Genomic DNA, 22,292 nt, shown 5'->3' with positions numbered 1-22,292 from the left:
TGCCGCGGTCAGGACGGGTCGCCGTACTGGAGGCCGCGTCCGTTGGTGCCGATGTAGACGCGGCCGAAGGTGTCGGGGTCGCCGGTGATGACGCCGACGCTGCCGATGCCGCCCCACTGGTGGGCGTCGTCGTTGACGCGGAGCCACGTGGCGCCCTTGTCGGTGGAGCGGAACACCCCGCTGACGTCCTTGACGGTGCCGATCATGTACAGGGCCTGGTAGGAGGCGCCCGGTGCGGCCTTGCCGAAGCCGAGGGCGGAGGCGGACCCGACCGTGGTGAGCCGGGTGAAGGTGCGCCCGCCGTCGGTGGAGTGCAGCAGCCCCTGATGACCGCCGGAGATCCACAGGTCCCCGGCGACGCCGGGGACGGCCATGAGCCGGCCGCCGGCCGGCAGGCCGGTGGCGCGGGCGGTGAAGGACGCTCCGCCATCGGTGCTGGCGTACAGCGTGCCGCCGGTGAGCGAGTAGAACGTCGTGGCCGAGGAGCGGTCGGCGACGACCACGGCGTCGGTGCCCAGGCCGCGGACTTTCGACCAGGTGGCGCCCTTGTCGGTGGAGCGGTACGGGACCTGGCCGGATTGGGTCCAGACGATGGCGGAGCCGTCCGCCGCGAGCGCGACACGGCCGTCCCGGGCGCCGGCCACCGGCTCCGACGCGAAGCCGTGCCAGCTGTTGCCGCCGTCGGTGGAGTAGGCGCCGTCCTGTGCGCCGCGGCCGACACGGACCATCGTCGAGGGGTTGGCCTGAGCGAAGTCGATGTCGGTGCTGTTGGTCATCACCGGGTTGTCCAGCCGCCCGGCGGGCACCTTGGTCAGGTCGTCGTGACGGAAGCCGCCCTGGTCCCCCATGGCGGTGATGACGGTGGCACCGCCGGGCGGGGCGATCGCGTCCATCAGCGCGGTCTCCTCCAGGCCGCGCGCGCCCACGGTCCAGTGGCTGGTGCCGCCGCTGTCGGTGGCGTTGGCGTCCTTGCTGCGCCAGATGCCGTTGCCGGTGCCGTACAGCACGTGCCCCGAGTCGAAGGGGTCGATGGCCAGGGCGGTCATCCAGTGCCCGGTGTGGGTGCCGATGTACGGAGCGGCGGAGGCGTTCCGTACCGATTTCCCGGCCAGCGCCTTCCAGGTCGTGCCGCCGTCGGTGCTGCGGTAGATCTCGTCCTCGGGCCACCAGCGGTCCAGGGTGGTGACCATCACCGTGGTCGGATTGCGCGGGTCGACGGCCAGGCCGGAGAAACCGTAGGGGCCCTGGGACGGGGAGATGTTCTTCCACGCTCCGCCTGCCGGGGTGTACTTCCACACCAAGCCCGTCGTCACGCCGTTGGGTCCGAGGTTGTCGGTGTACGTCAGGTACAGCGAACCGTCACCGGAGAGCACGCCGTGCTGCGGCATCTGGCCGGTGGGCTGCCCGGGGACGGCCTGCCAGGTGGTGCCGCCGTCGGTGGAGCGGTAGAGGGAGGCCGACCTGTCGGCGACGCCGGCGTACACGGTGTTGCTGCCGGCCGGGCCGTACGTCACGAAGGAGATGCCCGCTCCGCTGCCCGCCCCGTCCTTGACCGGGAACGAGGAGACCTGCCGCCATGTCTCCCCGTGGTCGGTGCTGCGCCACAGGCCGTTCTTACGGGTACCCAGCAGCAGGGTGCGGTTGTCCGAGGGGTCGATCGCGAGCCGTTCGCCGGCCCCGCGGCCGTCCTCGTTGCCGCCCAGCTTGAACGGCAGCTCGGTGCGCTGGAAGGTGCGGCCCCGGTCGGTGGAGCGCAGGATCGCGCCGTTGCCGGCCCAGTTGTTGGTGTAGGTGCCCGTCGCGAGGTAGAGCCTGCTGGGGTCGACGGGGTCGGTGGCCAGCGCGTCGATGCCCAGCAGGTTCCAGTCCTTCTCGCCGAGCCAGTCGGTGAGCGGGATCCACTGCTCGGCCGCGGTGTCCCAGCGGTAGGCGCCGCCCATGTCGGTGCGCGCGTACAGCAGCCCCTTCTCCCGTGGGTTGAACACCAGTCCGGTGACGTAACCGCCGCCGACCACCTGGGCGTTCCTCCACCTGTACGGTCCGGCCGCAGCCGCCTGGCCGTCGGTCACCTTCACCAGCTTCCACTGCTGGTTGGTGCTGCCCGTGCCGGGATACTGGATGATCGCCGCGCCCTGGGCCGTGGAGCCTCCGGAGACGTCCAGGGCCTGGCCGCTCCTGCGGGAAGTGAAGGTGACGGCGCCGGAACCGCTCACGTCGTCGATCCGCCACTCCTGGGAGGCGGAGGAGCTGTCGGTCTGCTGTTCGGCGGCAGCCGACGGGGCGGTCGAGCCGCCCGCTATGCCCAGCACCTTGCCGCTGTTGCGGTTCACGAGCTCGTAGTAGCCGTCCCCGGTGGGCCTCAGTCTCCACTGCTGGTTGGCGGTGTTCTGGTCGGTCCACTGCTGGATACGGGTGCCGTCGGCGGTGGAGAAGGCGTTGACGTCCATCGCCTTGCCGCTGCGCACGGAGACCAGCCGGTAGTAGGTGCTGCCGTCGATCGTCGCGGCCTGGGAGTCCTCCTGGGTGAACAGGAGGTACGGCACGACGGCGGCCGGCACACCGAGCAGCAGGCCGGTCGCAGTCCTGCGGCGGCGGTGACGCCCGCGGCGCCCTGCGTCCGTGGGATTCTTCATGGGGAGGTGTTCTCCTTGCATATCACCGTGGATCGGGCGGGTCAGCGCTGCAGGGTGAGGACACCCGGCCGGTACGGCAGCCGGTCGTAGGGGCCGCGCGCGTCAGGGGACTTGCCCTGGTAGAGGAACTGCAGGTTGCAGGGGTCGATGGTCATGGTCTGGTCGGGGTTCTCGCGGACCAGGTCACCGTGGCTGATGTCGTCGGTCCACGTGGCACCGCTGTTGGCCTTGCCCGCGAAGGGGTTGCTTTCACTGCCGGCCTGCGGGGTCCACGAACCGCTCAGGCTGGAGGCCGTGAACGAACGGAAGTAGCGCACCTGGTGCGCACCCTTCGCCTCGACGATCATGAGGTACTGGTCCCGGCCCTGAACCTTGTAGACCTGCGGCGCCTCGAACAGCTTGTCCGGCGTGTCGCTCATGACCGTCGTGTACGAGGATCCGAAGTTGCCCGGGAAGTTCCCGATCGGCATGCTCGCCCGGTAGATCTTGCCGTTGTCACCGGCGAAGAACAGGTACATGTTCCGGCCGTCGCCGATCAGGGTCTGGTCGATCGGGCCGGTGGGGGAGGCGGTGCGGGGGATGCTGCCGGTGAACAGCGGCTGGGGCGCGGACCAGCCGTTGGGGTTGGTGGGGTCGCTCGACGTACGGTAGGCGAAGGGCCACCGACCCCACTGGTACGCCAGCACCCAGACGTTCTTGGGTGCGAAGTAGAACAGTGTGGGCGCCACCGCGTTCTCCTTCATGCCGGTCTGGCCGGCCGACGCCATGTCCGGCCAGTTCGTGAAGGGGCGGAACGCCATCGAGCCGTACGAGGTCCCCGACGCGCTCGACGCGTAGACCAGGTGCTTGCCGTTGTGCACCACGTGGGTGAAGTCCTTCACCGCGGCCCACCCGTTCGACGGCTGTGCGAGGGCACCCGTCGACCTCCACTTGTACGTGGAGGGAAGAGCACACGTGCCGCCGGCCGGCTCGGCCGGGGTACCGCCGGCACGACCGGAATGGAGAGCCTTCATGACGGCGGTGTACGCGGGCTTGGGCCTGCCGTTGCTGTCGAACAGCAGGGGGCTTTCGCCGCTGCGCCAGGAGTCGCCGTCCCGAATGCCCCACACCGTGATGCCGGTGCACCGGGCCACGGACAGGCAGGTGCTGACCGTGTTCGCGTAGTGGGTGGGTGACGCCTGGGCGATGTCCAGCTCGGTGATCTGGACGTCGACGCCCAGGGCGGCGAAGGCGGCCAAGGTGGTCTTGAAGCTCGCCGGCGGGCCGCCCGCTCCGAAGTGGCTCTGGAAACCGACGCAGTCGATGGGCACGCCACGGGACTTGAAGTCCTTGACCATGCGGTGGACACCCTGGGTCTTGGCGTCCGACCAGTTCTCGATGTTGTAGTCGTTGTAGCAGAGCTTGGCCGAGGGGTCGGCCGCACGGGCGGTGCGGAACGCTTCCTCGATGAAGCCGTCGCCCAGCACGGTCTGGAACACCGAGTCGTCGCGGTGCCGGGAGGAGCCGTCGGCGAAGGCTTCGTTGACCACGTCCCAGGCGTAGATCCTGCCCTTGTAGTGGGTCATCTCGGTGGTGATGTGGTTCTTCATCGCGCTGCGCAGGGCGTTGGCGTCGGTGATGGACTTGACCCAGCCGGGCAGCTGCTTGTGCCACACGAGAGTGTGGCCGCGCATCCGCTGCCCGTGCGCGGTGGCGTGGCCGGCGATCCGGTCGGCCGGGCCGAAGGTGAAGGTGCCGCGGGAGGGCTCGGTGGCGTCCCACTTCATCTCGTTCTCCGGGGTGATCATGCTGAACTCCCGGTCGAGAATCGTGGAGTACGTCGAGTCGCCGAGCCTCCCGGCAGCCACGGCCGTGCCGAAGTACCGGCCCGAGGGGGCCGCCTGGGCACCCAGGGTTGCGGCTCCGGCGGAGCCGGGGAGGAGCGTCACGGCACCGGCCACCACCGCCGCGGCCGCCAGTCCTGTCGTCAGTGTCCGGCGACGCCGGCGGAGCCGGTGCAGGCCCGTCACGATGGGTTCGTGGGCGTGTCGCGTCATGTGAGCAGCTTTCTTCAGGGGATTCGTCAACGGGGAAGCCGGGAGCCCCCCTGAAGTGGAGGCTTGCGAACGCGCGTTCCCGTAACGAAAAAAGTCGCGCCGCCCGCACGATTGCTCAGTGATGCATCTCGCAGGCGGAAAGCGTTATGCCGGGCCCCGTGACCTGGCCGTCCCCGTGGGCAGGGCGCGCAGCAGCGGTTGTCAGGCCCGGGCCCCGCGCACGATGAAGGAGGCCTGGCCGGCGAAGGCCCGGGTGCCGTCGGAGCCGTCGAGCCAGATGCCACCGTCGCGGTGGCGGAGGACCGACCCGGGATAGTTGTGGGAGTGCAGAGTCACCGACCCGGCGACCGCCCCGGGACGCGGACAGAAGGTGGCGTCTTCACGGAACAGTTCGCTGCCGTCGTTGGCGCTCAGACGGAGCCGCAGGTAGTGATGGCGAAGGTACCGGCCGTCCGCGGCACGGAAGGTGACGCACCGTGTGTCGGCCAGCCCCCCGACGACCGTGAAGGTGACCCGTTCCCGTGCCTGCGCGCCGCCGATCGTCGCGAAGTCGCCGGCGTACGTGACGAACAGGCCGGGCTGGTCCACGGACTCCAGCGCCTGCGCGCCCAGCGGAACAGTGCCTGCGACGGCGGACGGACTCACCGAGGGCGACGGTGTGGCCGACGTGGTGGTACGCGACGGGACCGGCGTGGGAGCGGCGATGACGTCGGGCACTCGAGGCGCCGGTTCGGGCCAGGCCGCGTAGGTGGCGGCCCCGGCGACGAGCACGGCGCCGGTGGCGAGGCTCACCATCGGATGAGCGGTCACCGCGGACAGTTTGCCCATCAGCGAGCCGTGCAGACCGCCTCCCGCCGACGCCGACGCCGTGCCGACGGTGGCGTGTGCCGTGGCCAGACCGGCGGCGCTCGCGGCGGTACCGGACAGCAGGCCCTTGGCGGCCAGCGTCGCGATGAGTGCGGCCGGGACGGCCAGCGGCGTGAGGTGGAGAAGCAGCAGTTCGGCCGGAACCCGCTCTGTCGTCGTCGCCGTGCAGACGGGGCAGTCGCGGGTGTGCCGCGCGATCCGCTTGCGCCACACGGAGGTACGGAGACCGTCCCAGCCGGCGACGGTCTCGTCCAGCTGCGGACAGCGCGGGTCCGCCGCCAGCGCGGCGACGATCGTCCGGCTCAGGTCCAGTTGCTCGCGCATGCGCTGCAGGCGTACTCCGGCGTGGGCAACGCTGAGCCCCATCGCGTCGGCGATGTCGTGACGGCTCAGCAGACCGGCGCATTCCTGCCACCACAGCGACAACAGCACGCGATGGTCCGGATCGAGCCACCGGCCGGCTTCGACCACCTGACGGCGCTCGTCCGATATGTGCAGACGCAGGATCGTCGCGTCCTCGAGCGCGGTGCCGGCGTGCGGTGTCCGGAGTGCCTCGTCGATGACCGTGGTCCGGCCGGCGAGAGCGCGCTGCCGCTGCCAGTAGGTGTTGATCTGGCGGAGCGTGATCGACACCAGCCAGGACCGGAAGCTTTCCGGGGCCCGCAGACCGGGAAGGTCGCGCACCACGCGCAGCAGCGTTTCCTGGACGACGTCGTCGACATCGGCATGCCCGCTCAGCGCTCGCCCGACGATGTTGTAGAGCAACGGCAGGTATGCGGCGATCAGCTTCTCCCGCGCCCGGTCGTCACCGGCCTGCGCCGCGACGACCAGCTCCGCGTGGTCCGCATCCATGAGCCCCATCCCCACCCTCTCCACGGGAGCGATCCGCCGAGTACGGCCGCATACCTTAGCTTCGGCAAAGGTTTACGGCCAAAGCATCGGCCTAGGGGTGGAGGAGCCGGCCCGTGCCGACTCGTGGGGCCCGGTACCTAGGGGCGATCATGCGCACTGAGAAGGGCGCAGGTCACACACCCTTCGCGACAGGCTTGAGGATTGCCACGCACTCCACGTGATGCGTCATCCGAACCACGCCGTGAGGGGAGGAACAAAAGGAACCGCAGACCAAAGGGCACATGACTAGATCCTGCGCGATCTGCCGTACGCCCAGAGCGTCAAACGAGCGTGAGCCCGCATGGCGGGGAGCTGTCAGCCCCCCGCACTGAGGCGACAGCCGGGTTCCACGTTCCCGGGTGCCTGCTGAAACGGCCCACAGCAGAAAGGTCGCTGGCCACGCGGGCCCGACTGTTCCTCGTAAGGGGAGGTCAGCGTCTGATCAGTCGAGGCGTTGTTTCAGGAGCATGTGGATGTTCCAAGACTCGACACCTAAGTCTCGCACCAAGTGAGGGCTGCCCCTGTAGAGACGGCCCTCACCTGTCGGGTCATGCGTTGTCGTGCTCGGCGTCCTCGTCCTCTTCGGGATCCGTGCTTGAGATGAAGCCCTCTTCGGGATCAGGTTCCGCCCTGACGAGGATCTCGTAGACCTGGTGGGCGGTGTTCCGGGTGCGTTCCCACTCCTCGTACATGCCGAAGGGGTGCGGCGGCGGGGAGACAGGGGAGTTCTTCAGGGCGGTGGCCGCGTCCTTGGCGATGTCCAGGGCCATGGCGAGGCGTTCCCGGTTGTGCCGGTCGCGGTCCTCAGGAGTTGCGGCCTGGTTGCGGGCCTTGCGTGCCTCCTGCTGCTTGAGGAAGCCGGCCATAGCCTTCGCCGGGCTGGCGATCTCGTAGAGCCGGTACTCGGTCAGACGTTCGGGGCTTCGGGTCTCGCGGGTGTCGCCGGCGATGGCCACGCTGCCGTCAGCGTTGACGACGGGGATGTCGTACTCGTGCTCCGGCTTGGACGGGTCCCAGTGCTGCCATGCGGCGGCGAGCATGCGCAGGCCGTGTTCATGCCCGGCTAGGTCAGTGAGGATGGCCGGGGGTGACCCTCGGAACGGGGCACTGCCCTCGAACAGTTTCGACTCACGGTCCCGAGTGAGGTGGCCGTCCATCATCAGTGCGAAACCACCGCCGATCATGAGTGTGATCCGGGCGTCGCGGTCACCGCCCAGGGCGCGTTCCAGCAACTGCGACAGCGGCTCGAACACCGGGAACCACTGCCGGCCCGGTACATCCTCGGTGAGGAAGCCACCGTCCCCGAAGGCGTTGCGAGCCCTCTGCAGGGACGCGGGCCGCCGTGCCCCGGGCTCCTTGCGCGCCTTGGAGCGCCGGACGTCCCGGTCGACGATGACACCCAGCATGAAGCTGAACTGTTTGGTGGTCACCGCGCGGCGCGCCATGATGTTGCGGATCTCGGCCTTCGTCTCGCTGAAGGACGAACCTGCGGTAAGACGGTAGGCGGTGTAGATACACCGCCAGATGGGCGAAGGATCCGGGCAGCCGAGCACTGTGGGCAGTTCCGCCAGCGGGGTCTGCCCGGTGATGACATCGGCTTCCTCACGGCGCAGCTTGCCGCGGGCCACCAAGGCGTCGATGGTCTGGTTGGCGATGTTGTGCCACATCGCGTCCGGCGTCCACGGATTCTTCTCCAGGTGCTCGCCAGCGACCAAGTTTTCGACCATCGTCACAAACGACATCGCGGACGTCTGCATTGCGGTCTGCGTGGTCACAGGTTGACCTCCATGGTGTCGCCGTTGCGGGCGCCGACGACCAAGCGCACGGGGACAGTGGCGGCCTGGCCGACGCGGACTACCTGGTCCGACAGTCCTCGCTGGTAGGCGGAGTTGTAGTGGGCGACCTCTTCACGGATGGCACGGCGCAGGGAGTTGGCGTCGCGCAGAAGGTCCTCAACAACTGCATCGGCAGCACCGGCGATGCTCTTGCCAGTGCGGGTCTTGGCGGCGGAGGACAGCCGGGAGATGCCGTCGACGACGACCGGCAGTACCCGGTCAGGCGAGTTGTCGGCGAAGGTGACCCGCACCAGGATGACGAGCAGGGGCTCGGACACCCCGCGCTGCAGGATCGAGTCGGAGTAGTCGGCCTTGGGCACATGCAGCGTGCCGGAGACGGTTTCGCGGACCAGATCCGCAAGCTGCCTGGGGCTGTCGAACTTGCACTGGGCCTGCGCCAGCGGGCCGTTGGCGTCGTGCTCGTCCAGCAGTTTCGGGGGCGGCACGGCAAGCGACAGGGCGGCGATGCGCGGCTGGTAGAGCGGGAAGAGCATGCGAGTCCAGGCCCGGCACTCAATGACGTACAGCGAGCCGCCCGGGACCGAGACCTCACTCAGAAGCGAGACGCCGTTGGGCTGCGTTGTGACGAGCAGCGCGGCCCGCTCGGGCTCCACCTGCAGGGCAGCGGCTGCCTTGCGGGCACCCTCGCTGAGGTTGGTGCGCGGGTTCTTCTCCAGCCTCGCGGCAACCTTGCGCAGCGCGGACGTCTCCGGCACATCCGGCAGCGGCTGCGGCCGGCGCGTGATGCTGAGCTCCTCGAGATCCTCGGCGGCCGCCGCGGAAAGACTCACGGACGGCTGGAAGATCTGCGGTTCCTGGAAGAGAGGTATGTTTTCAGTCACTGGCTCAGGGCCCATCGTGACACCACCGAACACAGCCCAGTGCTGTGCCGGCTTCAGCGGCACGACTCCAGAAGATGGATAACTCGTCCGCCCACGAAGGGGACCGCAGCCCGACGGCTAGCGATGTGCTCCGTGGCGCCTGCCGCATCCCGTTGCCGCTGAACCTTCACCGTGGTCCCGCCAGGGCCCCTTGCCCAGACGCTTCCGAGGATCGCAGTGCCCCTCACGGGGCCACCCGGATTTGGCGGTCCAAGTGTCGAGCAAAAACGACGATGAAGATCGACGCCCCTTAGAAGTACCCCACAAGGCTCCTCTGGTCAACTCCCGCCACTCAGGCCGCATTTATCCAGTCACTCGACCGGGATTCACCCCCGAGGACCCGAGGAGCATGCTCACCGGCCACCTCAGCGGCCCACCCGCACCAGAGCAGTGATCACGCGGAGATCCGGGTCCTGCTATCGGGACTCGCGCCCTGAAGCAGGCGACTACGGCCGGGCCTAGGGCCCGCAGCCTGCCGGCAAGGCCCCTGACACACGCTCAGGATGAGCGCCACGACATCGCCTGTACCGCACGTAACGCCCATAGTGCGCATCGCGAAAGGCGCAGGTCAGGCGTCCTTCGCCGCCCGCTTCAAAATCGCCACGCACTCCACATGATGCGTCATCGAAAAGGTGTCGGCACCCCGGATGCTGGTAGAAGCCGCAGGTCAGCCATGGTATTCGCGTCGAGCGACGGGCGTCGGAAGCGGTCAGAGCGTCATACGAGCGTCAGCGATGGACATGACCGCGGACGGATGACGGCCACAATCTCAAGGCAGCAGCCGCGCGGCCCGGCGCGCCTACTCCCAAGAAAAAGGCCGCGGCGAGCTCGTTGCCACCGCGACCAACCCGCGACACCGCACTTGACCGGCAAGCCCACCGGCTCGGGCCGGCCCTCACCGCGCCCGGTGACCCCCACAAAACCTGGGAGGACCTCTCTTTCATCCGCGAGCACTGGGATGGGCCGATCGTGCTCAAGGGGATTGAGCACCCGGCCGACGCCCAGCGCGCGGCGGACACGGGCATGACCGGCGTGGTCGTCTCCCACCACTGTGGCCGTCAGATCAACGGCGCCGTCGGGTCGGCGGATGCCCTCCCCGGCATCGCCGATGCTGTCGGCGACCGCCTCGACGCCCTGTGCGACAGCGGCATCCGCACCGGCGACGATCTTCAAGGCCCTCGCGCTCGGCGCACGCACGGTCCTGCTCGGCCGCCCCTACGTCCACGTCCTGCCCCTCGAAGGCCGACCCGGAGCGGAGCATGTCATCTGCACCCTCCTCGCCGGGTTCAAGCTCACCCTCGCCCTGGCCGGCTTCACCACCCCACAAAGCCTCACGCGGGACGCACTCGTCCTGCGCCTTCTATTTCTATAGCGTTCTCTCATCGCACGCCTTCGAGCTCCCAGAGCGGATCAGTGCTCTCCACCGAGCCCGGAAGGCCGATCACGCCATGGGCGGTGATGACAGCAGGCCCGGCGAGAGTCATGGTGCCGTCACCGGCGACAGCCACGTGCAACCGCCCACCCAGGAGATCGACGCGGTAATCGGCGGCCCGGGTGTCATGGGCACGGCGTCGGTGGGCAGCGACGGCGGCGCAGGCGCCGGTGCCGCAGGCGCGGGTTTCGCCGACGCCGCGTTCGTGGACACGCAGGGCCAGGTGTCCCGGACCGCGGACGGCCACAAATTCCGTGGTGAAGCCGTGAGGGTAGGCGTCGGCGGGTTCTGTGGTGGGAGGGACGTGCAGGGTGCCGGCGTCGGCGAGGTCGTCGACGAAGACGACGGCGTGGGGGTTGCCCATGTCGACATGGGTCGCGGGCCACCGGCGTCCGGCGGCGACGATCGTGATGTGGTCGGGGCCGGGGAACGCGGGGCTGCCCATGACGACGCTCACCTGGCCTTGTGCGCCATCGCTCTCCGGCGGGACACGAACGTGACGGACTCCGGCCCGCGTGGCAATGGCAAGGGTGCCCGGCGCGCAATGGCCGGCATCGACCAAGTACCGGGCGAAGAGGCGGATCCCATTGCCGCACATCGCACCGAGGCTGCCGTCGGCGTTGCGGTAGTCCATGAACCATTCGGCTGCCCCTGCCATCGCGGCGGCCTCGGGGGTGGCGGTGCAGCGCACCACGCGCAGTATGCCGTCGGCTCCGGCGCCGGTGTGGGTGTCGGCCAGCCGGCGTATCTCGTCGGGGGTGAGGTCGAGGCAACCGGCGGGATCGGGAAGGAGCAGGAAGCTGTTCTGACAGCCGTGGCCCTTGGCGAAGGGCAGGCCGTCGAGCTGCGGTGTGGTCACGGGCGGGGGCCTCTTCTCGGCGACTCGATGCGCATCCAGGCGACTTGTCCGCTGGGCACGTTGGTGACGCCGTAGTCGGTGCCGCGTTCGAGGATCGCCAGCAGCTCCGTCCAGCGGCGTAACGCGGCATCGGTGACGTCGACTTCGATGCGGACGGCATGGGGTTCGTCGGTGATGCGGGGCGCAATGCCGGTCAGCTCGGCGAGGCGGGCGGCGAGAGCAACGGCTGCTGTGCGTACGGCGGCGTTCCGGCGACGGTCGTGGCCCACTGCATCCCGATTCATCTGGCGATTACTGAGAGTTCTTATTGGTCCCCCACAGCGGCTGCGACTAGAACCCCACCTGGACTTCCGTGCTTCAACCACCCCACTCCAGGCGCACAGGCTCGCGCGCAACCAACAGCGCACTGTCGAAGTCGGCGAGGCGTTCAGCGAGTGTGGCGGTGGCGATTCGGGGCGGCAGGGCGGCGGAGAACTTCAGGCCGCGAACGGCGCGCGGGTCGACGGTCGGCAGGGTCAGGGAGTCGGGGAGTTCTGCGCGTGCGGCCTTCCAGTCGCCGAGGCTGAGGTCCTGGCGCAGGCGGACGTGCGTGTCGGTGGGGCGCTGGACGGGGTCGGCGAGGTTGCCGAGGGAGGCGGTGATGGTGACGTTGGCGCGGTAGCCGGCCCAGGTCCACCAGCGGGTGGCGTCTGCGTCGCGGACCAGCAAGGTGCCTGCCGGGTGTACTTCGTGGGGGGCCCGGTCCATGCGGAGTTCGGCGAGGGTCGCGGTGGCGCGGCGGGTGAGGCGGACGTCGGGGTCGGTGCCGAGCAGGACGTCACGCATGGCTCGGGTGAGGACGTAGGAAAGGCCGCGGGCTTCGGTGCCCTGCCATTTGGCGATGCCGCCGTCCTCGACGGGTTCCACGAAGGCGCGGCGTCGGGCCCAGTCGATGAACGTGACCTGCCAGCTGCGGCCGGCCAGCAGCAGGCGGCGCGGGCCCGGTCGTTCTTCTGTGAGGACGGTGGGATCGGTGGTGCCGATCTCGGTGCGTCCGGCGAGCACGGTGAACTCGGGCGGCGCGGTGAACGAGGCGGTCAATTCCATGAAGTGCCGGCGGCCGAAGTGCTTCTCGGCTTCGGGGCCGACGAACAGCATGCCGCCGTCACTGTCCAGGAAGCCGCCATCGACAAGGTGGGACAGGAGGGGGGTGGCGGAGCGGTCGAAGGGGGCGAGGCCGTTCCATTGTTCGGGCCACAGGCGGTCGCCGATGCGGTGTTCCTGCAGAGTGATGGCGAGGAGCTGCTGTACGACGAGGTGACGGGGTGAGGGGGGCGGGGTGACGGGCTCGACCCACCCACGGGTCCACAGCGTGAGCAGGCCGGCGGCCTGGAGCAGGGTGTCGGGCCGGGTGGTGAGGAACAGGCAGTTGCGGGAGGTTCCGGGGCGGCGTCCGGTGCGGCCGATGCGCTGCAGGAACGAGGCCACGGTGCTGGGTGAGTCGATCTGGATGACGCGGTCGAGATCACCGACGTCGATGCCGAGCTCGAGGGTGGAGGTGGAGACGATGACACAGTCGCGTGCTTCGGCGAATGCCTGCTCGGAGCGTGCACGTTCGTCGGTGGAGAGGGATGCGTGGGAGAGGAACACGGTGACGTCGCGGGCTCTCAGTGCCGCGCCGAGTTCTTCGACCTGCCTGCGGGAGTCGCAGAAAACAAGGCGTTTCTCCCCCCGGTGCAGGGCGGAAATCACCTTGGCGGCATTGGCGAGGGATCCGACGTAGTCGAGCTCCACGTCCCCTGCGGGGCGCGGGAGGTCTGCGGGGACGGTCGCAGCGGAGTCGGTGCGGGGCAGCGTGACCCCGGGGGCGACGACCCGGCCGGGGCGGTCGGCGGGGCTCGCGCCCTGGAGCCAGGTCAGAAGCGCGTCGGGGTTACCGACGGTTGCGGACAGACCGACGCGCTGAATACGCCGGCGGGCCAGCCGTTCCAGGCGTTCGAGTACGGCGAGCAGGTGCCAGCCGCGGTCGTCCCCAGCGAAGGCGTGTACTTCGTCGACGACGACGGCGCGCACGTGCCCCAGCATGTGCGTGTGGTCGCTCTTGGCGCTGATGAGTATCGCTTCGAGGGACTCGGGCGTGGTGAGCAGGAAGTCGGGTGATTCAGTGCGGATGCGGCGGCGTACGGACTCGGGGGTGTCGCCGTGCCATAGGGCGGCTCGACGGCCGACCCACTGGGCGTAGCTGTCGACCCGGTGTACCAGGTTGTTCAGAAGCGCCTTGAGCGGGGCCAGGTAGAGGACGGAGGTCCCGGTCCAGCTTTTCTCCCGCATGGCGGACAGCAGAGGGAAGACGGCGGCCTCGGTCTTCCCGCCTGCCGTCGGCGCGAGCAGGATCGCGTCCTCGCCGTCCATCAGCGGATGCACGCCGGCCTTCTGCAGGGGGCGCAGGTCGGGCCACCCGAGGGTGTTGACGATGTGGTGCAGGACGACCGGGTCGAGGCGTTCTGCCGGGTCGGTGACGCGCGACTGCTCCTGCATGTCTGTGACTGCTCCTGCACGGGTCCGTCAGAGGGGCGGTACGTCGAAGACGGGCCTTCAGAGTTCGAGGTCGAGATCGTCCGCCGAGGCGGCCGGCATGGCCGCGGCGAAGTTCCGTTCCACGGCCGTCAGGTCACCGCTGCCCACGGTCAGCTTGTAGTGCGTGCGCGGGTCGAAGTCGGAGAACTGGTCGATCCGGTCGAGGACGTCACCGACCAGCTTCTTCAGGTACAGCCGCGGCGCCACCCCGACTTTTCCCCCTAGGGCCCCGCCCACGACCCGCGCCAGTTCGGCGAGGTAGGCGTCGTCGGCGAGTTGCTTGATCCGGTCCGGGGACTGGGAGCCTTCCGCGTACAGGTCACGGATGGTGGCGCCCAGGCGGGTCAGGGATTCCTCGGTGAATCCGGGCAGTCGGATCTGTACAGCCCGGGGGTTGTCGAAGCGGGGGTCGGTGGTGAAGTCGGTGGCGAGGCGCTGAGCCAGCGGCGGGAGGCGCTGTACGCCCTGCTGTCCGTCGTAGAAGGCGGGCGTGCCGGTGATGACGAGGTACAGGCCGGGGAAGCGGCCGGAGTGGACCTCGTCGATGAGCTGCCGCAGCGCGTTGAGCGCCTTGTCGCGGGCGTCGGAGCGAACCCGCTGCAAGGTCTCGACTTCGTCCAGGACGAGGACGAGGCCGGCGTGCCCGGCGTCCCGGAGCACGGTGAGCAGGCCCTGCAGGAAGCCGAAGGCGCCGAAGTGGTCGAGGTCGCCTCGGACGCCCGCGCTGCGCCGGGCGGTCGCGGCGACGTGTGGCTGACCGCCGAGCCAGGCCATGACCGCGGCGGCGGTGGCCTCGTCTCCGGCGTCCAGGGACTGCTTGTATCCGCGCAGGGCAGTGGCGAAGGCGGGGGCGTGCCGGGACACCTCGGCGAGGCGGGCGGTGAGCAGCCTCTCCACGGCCTGCGAGAGTTCCTTATCGCTCGCGCCGTCGGCGAGGGCGTCCTCCTCCAGCGCGTAGAACCAGGCGTCGGCCACCGGCCGCAGGGCGCTCGGCGGGAAGCTCGCCGTGGTCAGGCGCTCGGTGAGCCGACGGTAGACGGTCTCCAGCTTGTGCAGGGGAGTCTCGGTCTCCGACACCTGTACTTCGGCTACGGCGAACGTGCGCCGTTTGGCGCGTTCGCCGAGCCAGCGGGTGAAGAAGGTCTTGCCCGATCCGTATTCGCCGCGCACGGCCTTGAACACCGAGCCGCCGGCGGCGACGCTCTCCAGCTCCTGGTCCACTGCCCGCTCGAAGCGGTCGAGGCCGGTGGCGAGCAGGTCGAGACCGCTTTCGGGCACGGCGCCACGCCGCAGCGCGTCGACCACGGCACGGCGCCGTACGGCGCCGATCGAGGCGGCGGCCCCGGGTGTTGAAGATCCCAGCGTGTTCACCCGGACAGTCTCCCATCCGGGCGCCCACCTGGCCCGACACCCCAACGGACACCGGGCCGCCGGCATACGGACCGGCTGGGCCGGTGAGCCGGCCCAGCCGTCATGGCTGCGAGGCTCCGGCTCACAGGCCGAACTGCTCGATCAGCTGGGCGCGGTGCAGGCGCAGGGTCCGGTTGTCGGGGAGGATCTCCAGGATCTGTGCTCCGTCGTAGTTGAGGAGCTGGGCCAGGGTCGCTGCGAAGCCCGGGGCTCGGGTAGCGGGCTGGCCGGCTCGTTCAGCGAGAGCGGTCATGGGCAGGGTGCCTGCTTCGACGAGCGCGGCCAGGGCCTTCGGGAGGACGGACTTGTCGCGTGGCTTGCGTGCGAGCAGGTCCAGCTGCGCCTGGTAGAGATCGGTGGCCATGAGGCGCTCGACCAGGGCGACGGCAGGGTCCTCCGCCCGGTCCGGGCCGGGGGCGGTCCCAACGGTAGGGCCAGCCGCGTCCTGGAGTGCGGGGGGTGTCACCTCGTCCTCACCAAACAGGCCGATGGCACCCTCGGTTGCCGCGGGGGCGGCCTTCTTGGACTGCTTACGGCGGGAACGTTCGCCGGCGGCATCGGGCATCGCACTGGTCTCGGCTCCGGTCCCGGGCCCGGCCTCGGCTGCGGCAGCAGCCTGGGCATCCGCCGACCACCAGGAGGGTGCGGTGTCGCCCAGCTCACGCCATCCCGTGGGCGCCTCGGCGCCGAAGGGCAGCAGGGCGAGCAGCGGAATGGTGAACTCGGCGAGGGTCGCACCGCCGTGGTAGCCCGCCTTGAGCGCGGTGTACCGGGTGTCGTGTTCTCTCAGCGCGACGATCCGCGATCCGGGTTCCGGCCAGACGACGCGGGGTCCGGACAGTTCGATCTCGGCGGAGGCGAGCGGCCCCCCGGGGCTGCGGTGACGGGCCGATCCCACGGCGGCCCCGGCAGCGTCGATCCTGGTGCCACGCCGTTCGATCACATGGCCGTGGTCGGAGGTGAGGAGGACGGCCATGCCGTTCGCGCGGGCGGCGCGCAGCAGCGGTTCCAGGCCGCCGATCTCCTTGACCAGCCATGCGCCGTCGCCGAGTTTCTGTTCCTTGGCGAGGCGGTCGTCGATGGTGTTGAGGACCACGGCGACGTTGGTGCGTTCGTCGGCCAGAGCTTCGGCCAGTGCGGTGGAGAAGGGCGAGCCGGTGTCGGGTCCGCGCAAGTCGTCCTTGTGGAAGATCGCTGCCGGGGCTCCGTTCCAGCAGGGGTGCTGAGGGAAGAGCCGTTTCTCGTCGTTCTGGTCACCCTTCATCAGGGTGCCCGCGAACAACGAGGTGCGCGACACGGCGGTGAGGGTGGGCAGGGCCGCGGCCACGGCGCGCCGGGCGGGTGCTCCGGGCGCGTCGGTGAGCGGGTCGTACTCCGCCCACTGCCGGCGCAGTTCCTCGCCGAGCTCGGCTGCTATGGCCGCGCTCATGCCGTCGACGAGCAGGAGCAGGACACGTCTGCCGGGACAAGCGACGACGGGGGCGACGACGCGGTTAAGGAAGGTTTCCACGGTGAGCATGGCTCCGGGGGCAGTACCGTCGGCCGTCCACACCGCGAGTCGTTCGGAGAACGCGTGGTCCACCTCCCGTCGCTTGTCGCGTACCTGTGCGCCGATCCGGCTGTACGCGTCGGCGAGGACAGGGTCCGGGTCGCCACCCGCTTCCAGGTGTTCCAGGGCTCGGTCCACCCAGCCGAGTTCCCGGATCTGGCGATCAATGCCGTCGGCCACCGAGGCGATATCGGTCCCGGGCCCGGTGGCGAGCCACTGGCACAGCCGCGCCGCCATCCGTACGCGTTCGATCCTGGCCTGGGTAGCGCTGTCGGCGGCCAGCGCGTGGTCGGCCAGCGCGGTGACGGCATCCGTGACCACCTCACCGGCGCCGTGGGCGAGAGCATGGCCTGCGGCGGTGAAGCGTGCCTCGAGACCGGCCGGGAGCAGCGGGCTGGCAGCGGCGGCGGCCTGAGCCCCGAACTGGACGACGAGCTGTGCAGCCCGGGAGAGGACCGGGTCGGCGAGCCGGTGTTCGCCCCGGTCGACGAGGCCGCGGACGTACGCCTCACCGCTGTGGCCGAAGGAGGCCAGAAGCGCGTCGAGCTCGTCGCCCTGAGCGGGCGGCTGCTCTCCGAGCCACCGCTCCGCACGCCCCCGCGCCCGGTACAGGTCGTGGTCGGCTTCCGCGTGCCCCCACAGGGCGGCGCAGACGACGGCATACGCGGCGGCGTCGGTGCCGTGTCCGGCATCCACCAGGGCTGTGATGATCTTTCCGGCGGAGCCGGCCTGTTCGGGTTCGGCGAGGAAGCGGGACAAGCCGGCCCGTTCCGGTCCACGCAGGTCGCGCAGGAGGCCGGGACCACCGGGGGTGAGGGTCCACCGGAACAAGGTGGCGGCGTCGATCCGGTCCCCGTCGTCAAACACGGCGGCTCCGCCCAGCTCGTCCGTGTCGTGGCGGCCGAGCCTGAGCCGGCGCCGGGCCAGCCGGATGAGGGCTTCGTCGCGGGCGAGCAGGCTCTTGCCGAGCGACGGCCAGCGGCGGGTGGCCGCCACATCGAGGAGCGCTTCGGCCACCCAGGTCTCGCCGCGCAACCGCCCGTCGATGTCGCGCGCACCGAATGCGTCCTGCACGACCTGCCAGTTGTCGACGGACCGGATCTGCCCGCCGTAGACCCGGGCGAGCAGGGCGGGGTCGATGTCGGTGTCCTCGCGGTCGGTGAGGACGACCAGGACCTTGGGGTCGGGAGGAGTTGCCGCGTCGAGGTGGGCCAGGATCTGCTCGTGCACGGCGAGCACCGAGGGCGCGACGGCCACCCTCACCTGCAGTCCGCCCGCCGTCTCCTGCACGGCGGGCGCGTCCCAGGCGGGAGCCGCCCGCAGCAGCAGGACACGAACCCTGCCGTCGCCGAGCCGGCTGCGACCGTCGAGGTACTGACGGACGGTTCCTGCCGGCACCCGGGCAGGACCGGCTGTGGTGACCGTACCGGACATCAGTCGACGACCTTCCAGACGACCTCTACGGTGGCGTCGGGGTTCTCGGCAGCGAGCGCCGCTATCTCCGCCTGCAGCTCGGCGGCAGCCCGTGCGGCCGTGGTCCGCCCGCCGCCGGAACGGGCCACGGGCCGCGACGGCGTACGGGGATCCGGCTGCGCCACCGGCTCCGGCGGCTCGGGCAGCACCAGTGGGTGCGCGGAGCCGCTGTTGAGATCCACGCTGTCGGAGGTCGGCGGCGTCGGAGCCGGCTGGGGGCGTTCCGCCGTGGTCTGCCGGGACCTCAGCAGGGTCAGCACCTCGCGGCCGCCGGCGTGCAGCACTGCCGGCAGGTCGGGGTAGTCCCCCGGGTCACCGGCAGCGGCATCCCGCACCCGTTCCAGAATGGCCGCGCCCTCCGCACCCAGGGTGTCTGCGAGACCCAGCTGGTCCCAGCTGGTGTTCTGGAGCGCGGCAGCGACCTTCCCGGCGCTCTTGAGGGACATGGCGCAGCGGTGAGCGGTGAAGTCGCCGAGGCCGAAGCGCGCGAGGCGCTCGACGACGGTCTTGGCCTCGGTGCCGGGCTCCGTCAGGGACTTCACCAGCTCCTGCGCCCGCCTGGCGAGCACGAGACGGGGCGAGTCGTCGTCGAGACGGAGAAAAGCACGGTGCTTCTCCAGCTCTGCCACAAGCCGCCCGGCGTCCTGGGCGAGCGCTGCGGCGGCCTGCTTGATCTGGCCGGCGAACTGGTTGACGATGCGCCCACGCCGCAGTTGCGGCGCGCGGTCCCCGAAGATGGTCTCGTACCGCTTGCCGGCTTCCACCCAGTCCTCCTCGCTGGGCAGAGGCTGCTCCCGCAGGGCGTAGTCCCGCTTCAGCTCGTGCGGTGCGGGCGCGGGTTCGATGGGGAATCCGCCGCGTACCCACACCCGGTCGGTCATCTCCGCATAGGCCGCGGCAAGCAGACGGCGCAGCGGCTCGGGCAGTCCGCGCGGTTCGGGGTGGTCGCTCCAGTCGGAGAGCTTGACCAGGGTCGGTTCGGCGATGCCCTCCCGGCGGGCCCTACTGGTGAAGTGGTCGGGCCAGGCGGTCGACTGCCGGTAGTACGCCTCCCGCATCGTGCCGAGGCCGAGTCCGCCCGCGATCCGCGCCATGGTCTTGCGGTCCTTGGCATCGACCTCGACCTGCCCGTCGCGGTCCTCGGCGGCCTTGCGCACGTACTCGAAGACGGTCTTGATCTCGGCGGGCTTCACGGGCCTGCCCGTGCCGTCGGGGTCCAGGTCCGGGTGAGCGGGGTACTGGTGGGCGAGCAGCTTGCCGGCCAGGTCGCGGGCGGCGGCATTCAACTGCGCACCGAGGGGCAGCTGGAGACCGGGTACGTCCTGGAGGGCGACGAGGTGGGTGTCGAAGCCGAGATCGACGACGCCTTCCTGCTTTTGCGCGAGCCCGTACGCCTGCCGCAGCGCCTGGGTGACGCGCTCGGTGAGGATGTCGCGCTGCGACTGCAGCATCCCCTTCGCACGTGCCTTGTCGTCGGCGTTGAGGCTGCGCGCGAAGTCGGAGTCGAAGCGGACCTCGTCGGCGAGAGCCTTGTCGATGACGACGAGACGCTCGAAGTCGCTACGGGAGGCATCGGTCAGATGAGTGGGCAGCCACGCCAGGGTGCGCGAGTCACCGCCCGGCTTCTCCCGCAGGGCACGAAGCCGCTGAACGTCGTCCATCGGCCCGAACTCGCCCTCGTCGTAGGGGAAATCGACGACGATCCGCCAAGCGTCGTCCTGGCTGGGCCGCAGGGCCGCCTCCGACAGGGAGTCGATGTCGGCCACGTTGCCGAAGACCACTTCGACCTGCCGTTCGGTGCCCTTCCACACCAGATCGAGCACGTCGTACGCGTCGAAGCCGCCGGGCCCGTCACCCACGCCGAGCGCGTCCTTGAGCAGGCTTCGCATCTTGGTTCGCCGGTTGCCCAGGTTGTTGTGGACCTGGGCGTTCGCGAGGACGGCGTCCAGGTCGACGCCGGTGAGCTCAAGACGGACCACCGCGCCCGGCCCTGTGCCGGTGACCTTGATCTCCGGGAAGGTCGCCGCCCACTCCTTCACCTTCTGTTCGAGCCGGCCTACCTCGGTACCCGCGATGCGGGTGGTGATGGATCCGTGGTTGAGGGCGTGCAGCCGTGCGAGGGTGAGGTCGGCGAGCGCCGGCACGCTGGGCGCCAGCGCGGACAGCAGCAGGGTCTGCAGGAGCCGGCTGTCGCCGGTGAAGTCCCGGCAGCGGGCTACCAGCTGGGGGTCGCCGAGAGTCTCGGGCCGGCGCCGGTAAGCCTCGACGTCGTCCTCGGTGACCTGGTTGGTCTTCAGCAGGTACGGGCGCAGCTTGTCGCGGTACAGCTTGTCCGCTGCCTCGAAGTGGACGTTCGTCTCCCCGCTGAACGCCTTGTCGCCGCCTCCCGCGATCGCCGGGTACAGATCGCCGAGCGGCACGAGCTGCCCCAGCCGCCAGTCGTCGCGGTGATCCACGAGCAACTGGCTCATAAGCTTCAGGCCGGTGCGGGACCGCTGCAGAGCGGCGGAGATATGCACCAGGGTGTCCATGAAGGCCGGCGGGAACGGGTAGGTCCGCCGGAAGGCGTCCTCGTCCGCGCCGGTGGTGGACTTGTCGTGGCCGAGCAGGGTGTCCCACACGTCCGGCCCGAGCTTCTTGGCTTCGGCGAACGCCGCATCGATCTTCGCCTCGGCTCCGGGGAGGGGCCTGAGCAGGCGCGCCTGCGCGATCTGCGGAAGGTTCCGGTCCTCCAGGACGATTTCGTCGTAGCGACCACCATTGAGCTTCAGAGTGTCCTGCACGGCAGCCTCAGCCGCCCCGGACATCTCCTCACCCACCAGTTCCCGCAGGTCACGCTGGCGGGCGATGAACGACACCACCGGGATGGCACGCCGCTCGTCGCCGCCCTCCACAAAATTCGTGATCTTGTCGGCCTCGCGCGAGACGAACTTCTGGTCGTGAATGCGTGAGGCCAGCCACAGGATCAGCTCGTCCATGAACAGCACGAGCCCGTCGTAGCCGAGAGCCTTGGCGTGCGCGGCGATGATGCCAAGCCCCTTGTCCAGCGAGACGAACCCGTCGGAGTCCTCCGAGGCGCTGCGCGCGAAGGCCGGGAACAGCGTCTGGGTCAGGTCCTGGACGAGACGAGCCCGCAGCTCCCGCGGCGTGGACGGACTGTCCAGGTCCAGGCCCTTGGTGTTCTCGTGCTCCTCCGGCGCCTTCACCGCCTGGTCGAGCAGCTCACTGGTCCAGGCGAACGCATCTCCCCACTCGTCCTCCTGGCCGCCACCGGCGTCGGCGAGCTGCTCGATCACCCACGCATCGCCGTTGCGACGGCGCTGCTCGGCGAAGTCCTCGAAAAGCCCGTCGGTCCGGTAGACCTGCGGCAACGGGCATTCGGGGTGCAGCCTGCGGACGTGCTCCACGTACTTGCCGAGCACACGCTGCTCAAGGGACTTCGAACCCAGCATGTGGTACGGCACCAGCAGGAACTTGCGGTCGCCCGCGTCCAGCCACGAGTGCCGGGCCCGCACCGGGTCGAGATCCTCGCGCTCACGGGCCGCCTGGTTCCCCGACAGCAGCGCGTAGAGCACCGCCATGAAGTGCGACTTACCGGAACCGAACGAACCGTGGAGATAGGCCGCCTTGGACGACTGACTGTCGAGCGCCGCCTTGATCAGGTCGAGGGCCTCGTCGAAGTTGCCGAGGAGGCGGTCGGTGACGACGTAGTCCTTCAGCGCCGCCTCGGCGCCCTCCGGGGTGACCGCCTCGTTCAGCTTCAGCACGAAGTCGGACGTGGACACCGACTCCGGGATGCGCATCAGCTCGCGCAGCAGCGGCCGGCCCTCGGGACGAGGGCTGTTCCTGCTCATGAACGCCATGACGTGT

11 protein-coding genes and 1 pseudogene are annotated in these 22,292 nt (G+C 69.9%); 1 reads left to right on the top strand and 11 read right to left on the bottom strand.

Translation table 11 applies throughout. From position 1 onward, the window contains the following. Positions 1 to 8: 8 nt before the first annotated feature. The 5 genes from IE305_RS00705 to IE305_RS00685 form a co-directional block, all read right to left on the bottom strand. Positions 9 to 2,633, bottom strand: coding sequence for an RICIN domain-containing protein (locus IE305_RS00705; RefSeq protein ID WP_190127355.1), 2,625 nt, complete (start codon positions 2,631 to 2,633; stop codon positions 9 to 11). A 41-nt stretch (positions 2,634 to 2,674) separates the two neighbouring features. Next, a complete protein-coding gene (locus IE305_RS00700; protein WP_190127354.1) occupies positions 2,675 to 4,669 on the bottom strand; it encodes a non-reducing end alpha-L-arabinofuranosidase family hydrolase in 1,995 nt (664 codons plus the stop codon). A 201-nt stretch (positions 4,670 to 4,870) separates the two neighbouring features. Next, positions 4,871 to 6,388, bottom strand: a complete 1,518-nt coding sequence (locus IE305_RS00695) for a sigma-70 family RNA polymerase sigma factor (protein ID WP_190127353.1) — start codon at positions 6,386 to 6,388, stop codon at positions 4,871 to 4,873. 587 nt (positions 6,389 to 6,975) lie between these two features. Then, the gene (locus IE305_RS00690; RefSeq protein WP_190127352.1) at positions 6,976 to 8,202 is read right to left on the bottom strand and encodes a hypothetical protein; all 1,227 of its coding nucleotides are present in this window, start codon (positions 8,200 to 8,202) and stop codon (positions 6,976 to 6,978) included. After that, on the bottom strand, positions 8,199 to 9,167 hold the full coding sequence (locus tag IE305_RS00685; RefSeq protein WP_190127351.1) for a hypothetical protein: 969 nt from the start codon (positions 9,165 to 9,167) through the stop codon (positions 8,199 to 8,201). Before IE305_RS00685 ends, IE305_RS00690 begins: the two co-directional genes overlap by 4 nt. Positions 9,168 to 9,974: 807 nt before the next feature. Here IE305_RS00685 and IE305_RS00680 point away from each other — a divergent pair. Beyond that, positions 9,975 to 10,515, top strand: a pseudogene (locus IE305_RS00680) (alpha-hydroxy-acid oxidizing protein). A gap of 7 nt (positions 10,516 to 10,522) precedes the next feature. Here IE305_RS00680 and dapF read toward each other — a convergent pair. From dapF to pglY, 6 genes are all read right to left on the bottom strand, one after another. After that, complete coding sequence (gene dapF, locus IE305_RS00675) at positions 10,523 to 11,434, bottom strand: diaminopimelate epimerase (RefSeq protein ID WP_190127350.1); 912 nt, start codon at positions 11,432 to 11,434, stop codon at positions 10,523 to 10,525. Further along, on the bottom strand, positions 11,431 to 11,718 hold the full coding sequence (locus IE305_RS00670; protein WP_190127349.1) for a hypothetical protein: 288 nt from the start codon (positions 11,716 to 11,718) through the stop codon (positions 11,431 to 11,433). The genes dapF and IE305_RS00670 overlap by 4 nt, the downstream gene beginning before the upstream one ends. A 73-nt stretch (positions 11,719 to 11,791) precedes the next feature. Continuing rightward, entirely contained in the window at positions 11,792 to 13,951 is a 2,160-nt protein-coding gene (locus IE305_RS00665; protein WP_190127348.1) for a DEAD/DEAH box helicase, read from the bottom strand. A gap of 57 nt (positions 13,952 to 14,008) precedes the next feature. Then, positions 14,009 to 15,361: a BREX system ATP-binding protein BrxD gene (gene brxD, locus IE305_RS00660; protein WP_190127347.1), complete on the bottom strand. Its 1,353-nt coding sequence runs from the start codon at positions 15,359 to 15,361 to the stop codon at positions 14,009 to 14,011. Positions 15,362 to 15,482: 121 nt separating this feature from the next. Continuing rightward, complete coding sequence (pglZ, locus tag IE305_RS00655; protein WP_190127346.1) at positions 15,483 to 18,383, bottom strand: BREX-2 system phosphatase PglZ; 2,901 nt, start codon at positions 18,381 to 18,383, stop codon at positions 15,483 to 15,485. Next, positions 18,383 to 22,285 carry a BREX-2 system ATPase PglY gene (pglY, locus tag IE305_RS00650; RefSeq protein ID WP_190127345.1) on the bottom strand — a complete coding sequence of 1,301 codons (3,903 nt, stop codon included), beginning with the start codon at positions 22,283 to 22,285 and terminating at the stop codon, positions 18,383 to 18,385. The genes pglZ and pglY overlap by 1 nt, the downstream gene beginning before the upstream one ends. Positions 22,286 to 22,292: the final 7 nt, after the last annotated feature.

This window comes from Streptomyces mashuensis, from assembly GCF_014654785.1.
GTDB classification, from domain to species: Bacteria; Actinomycetota; Actinomycetes; order Streptomycetales; family Streptomycetaceae; genus Streptomyces; species Streptomyces mashuensis.
The sequence above is the reverse complement of the archived record's forward strand: the minus strand, read 5'-3'. Positions and strand labels throughout refer to the sequence as shown.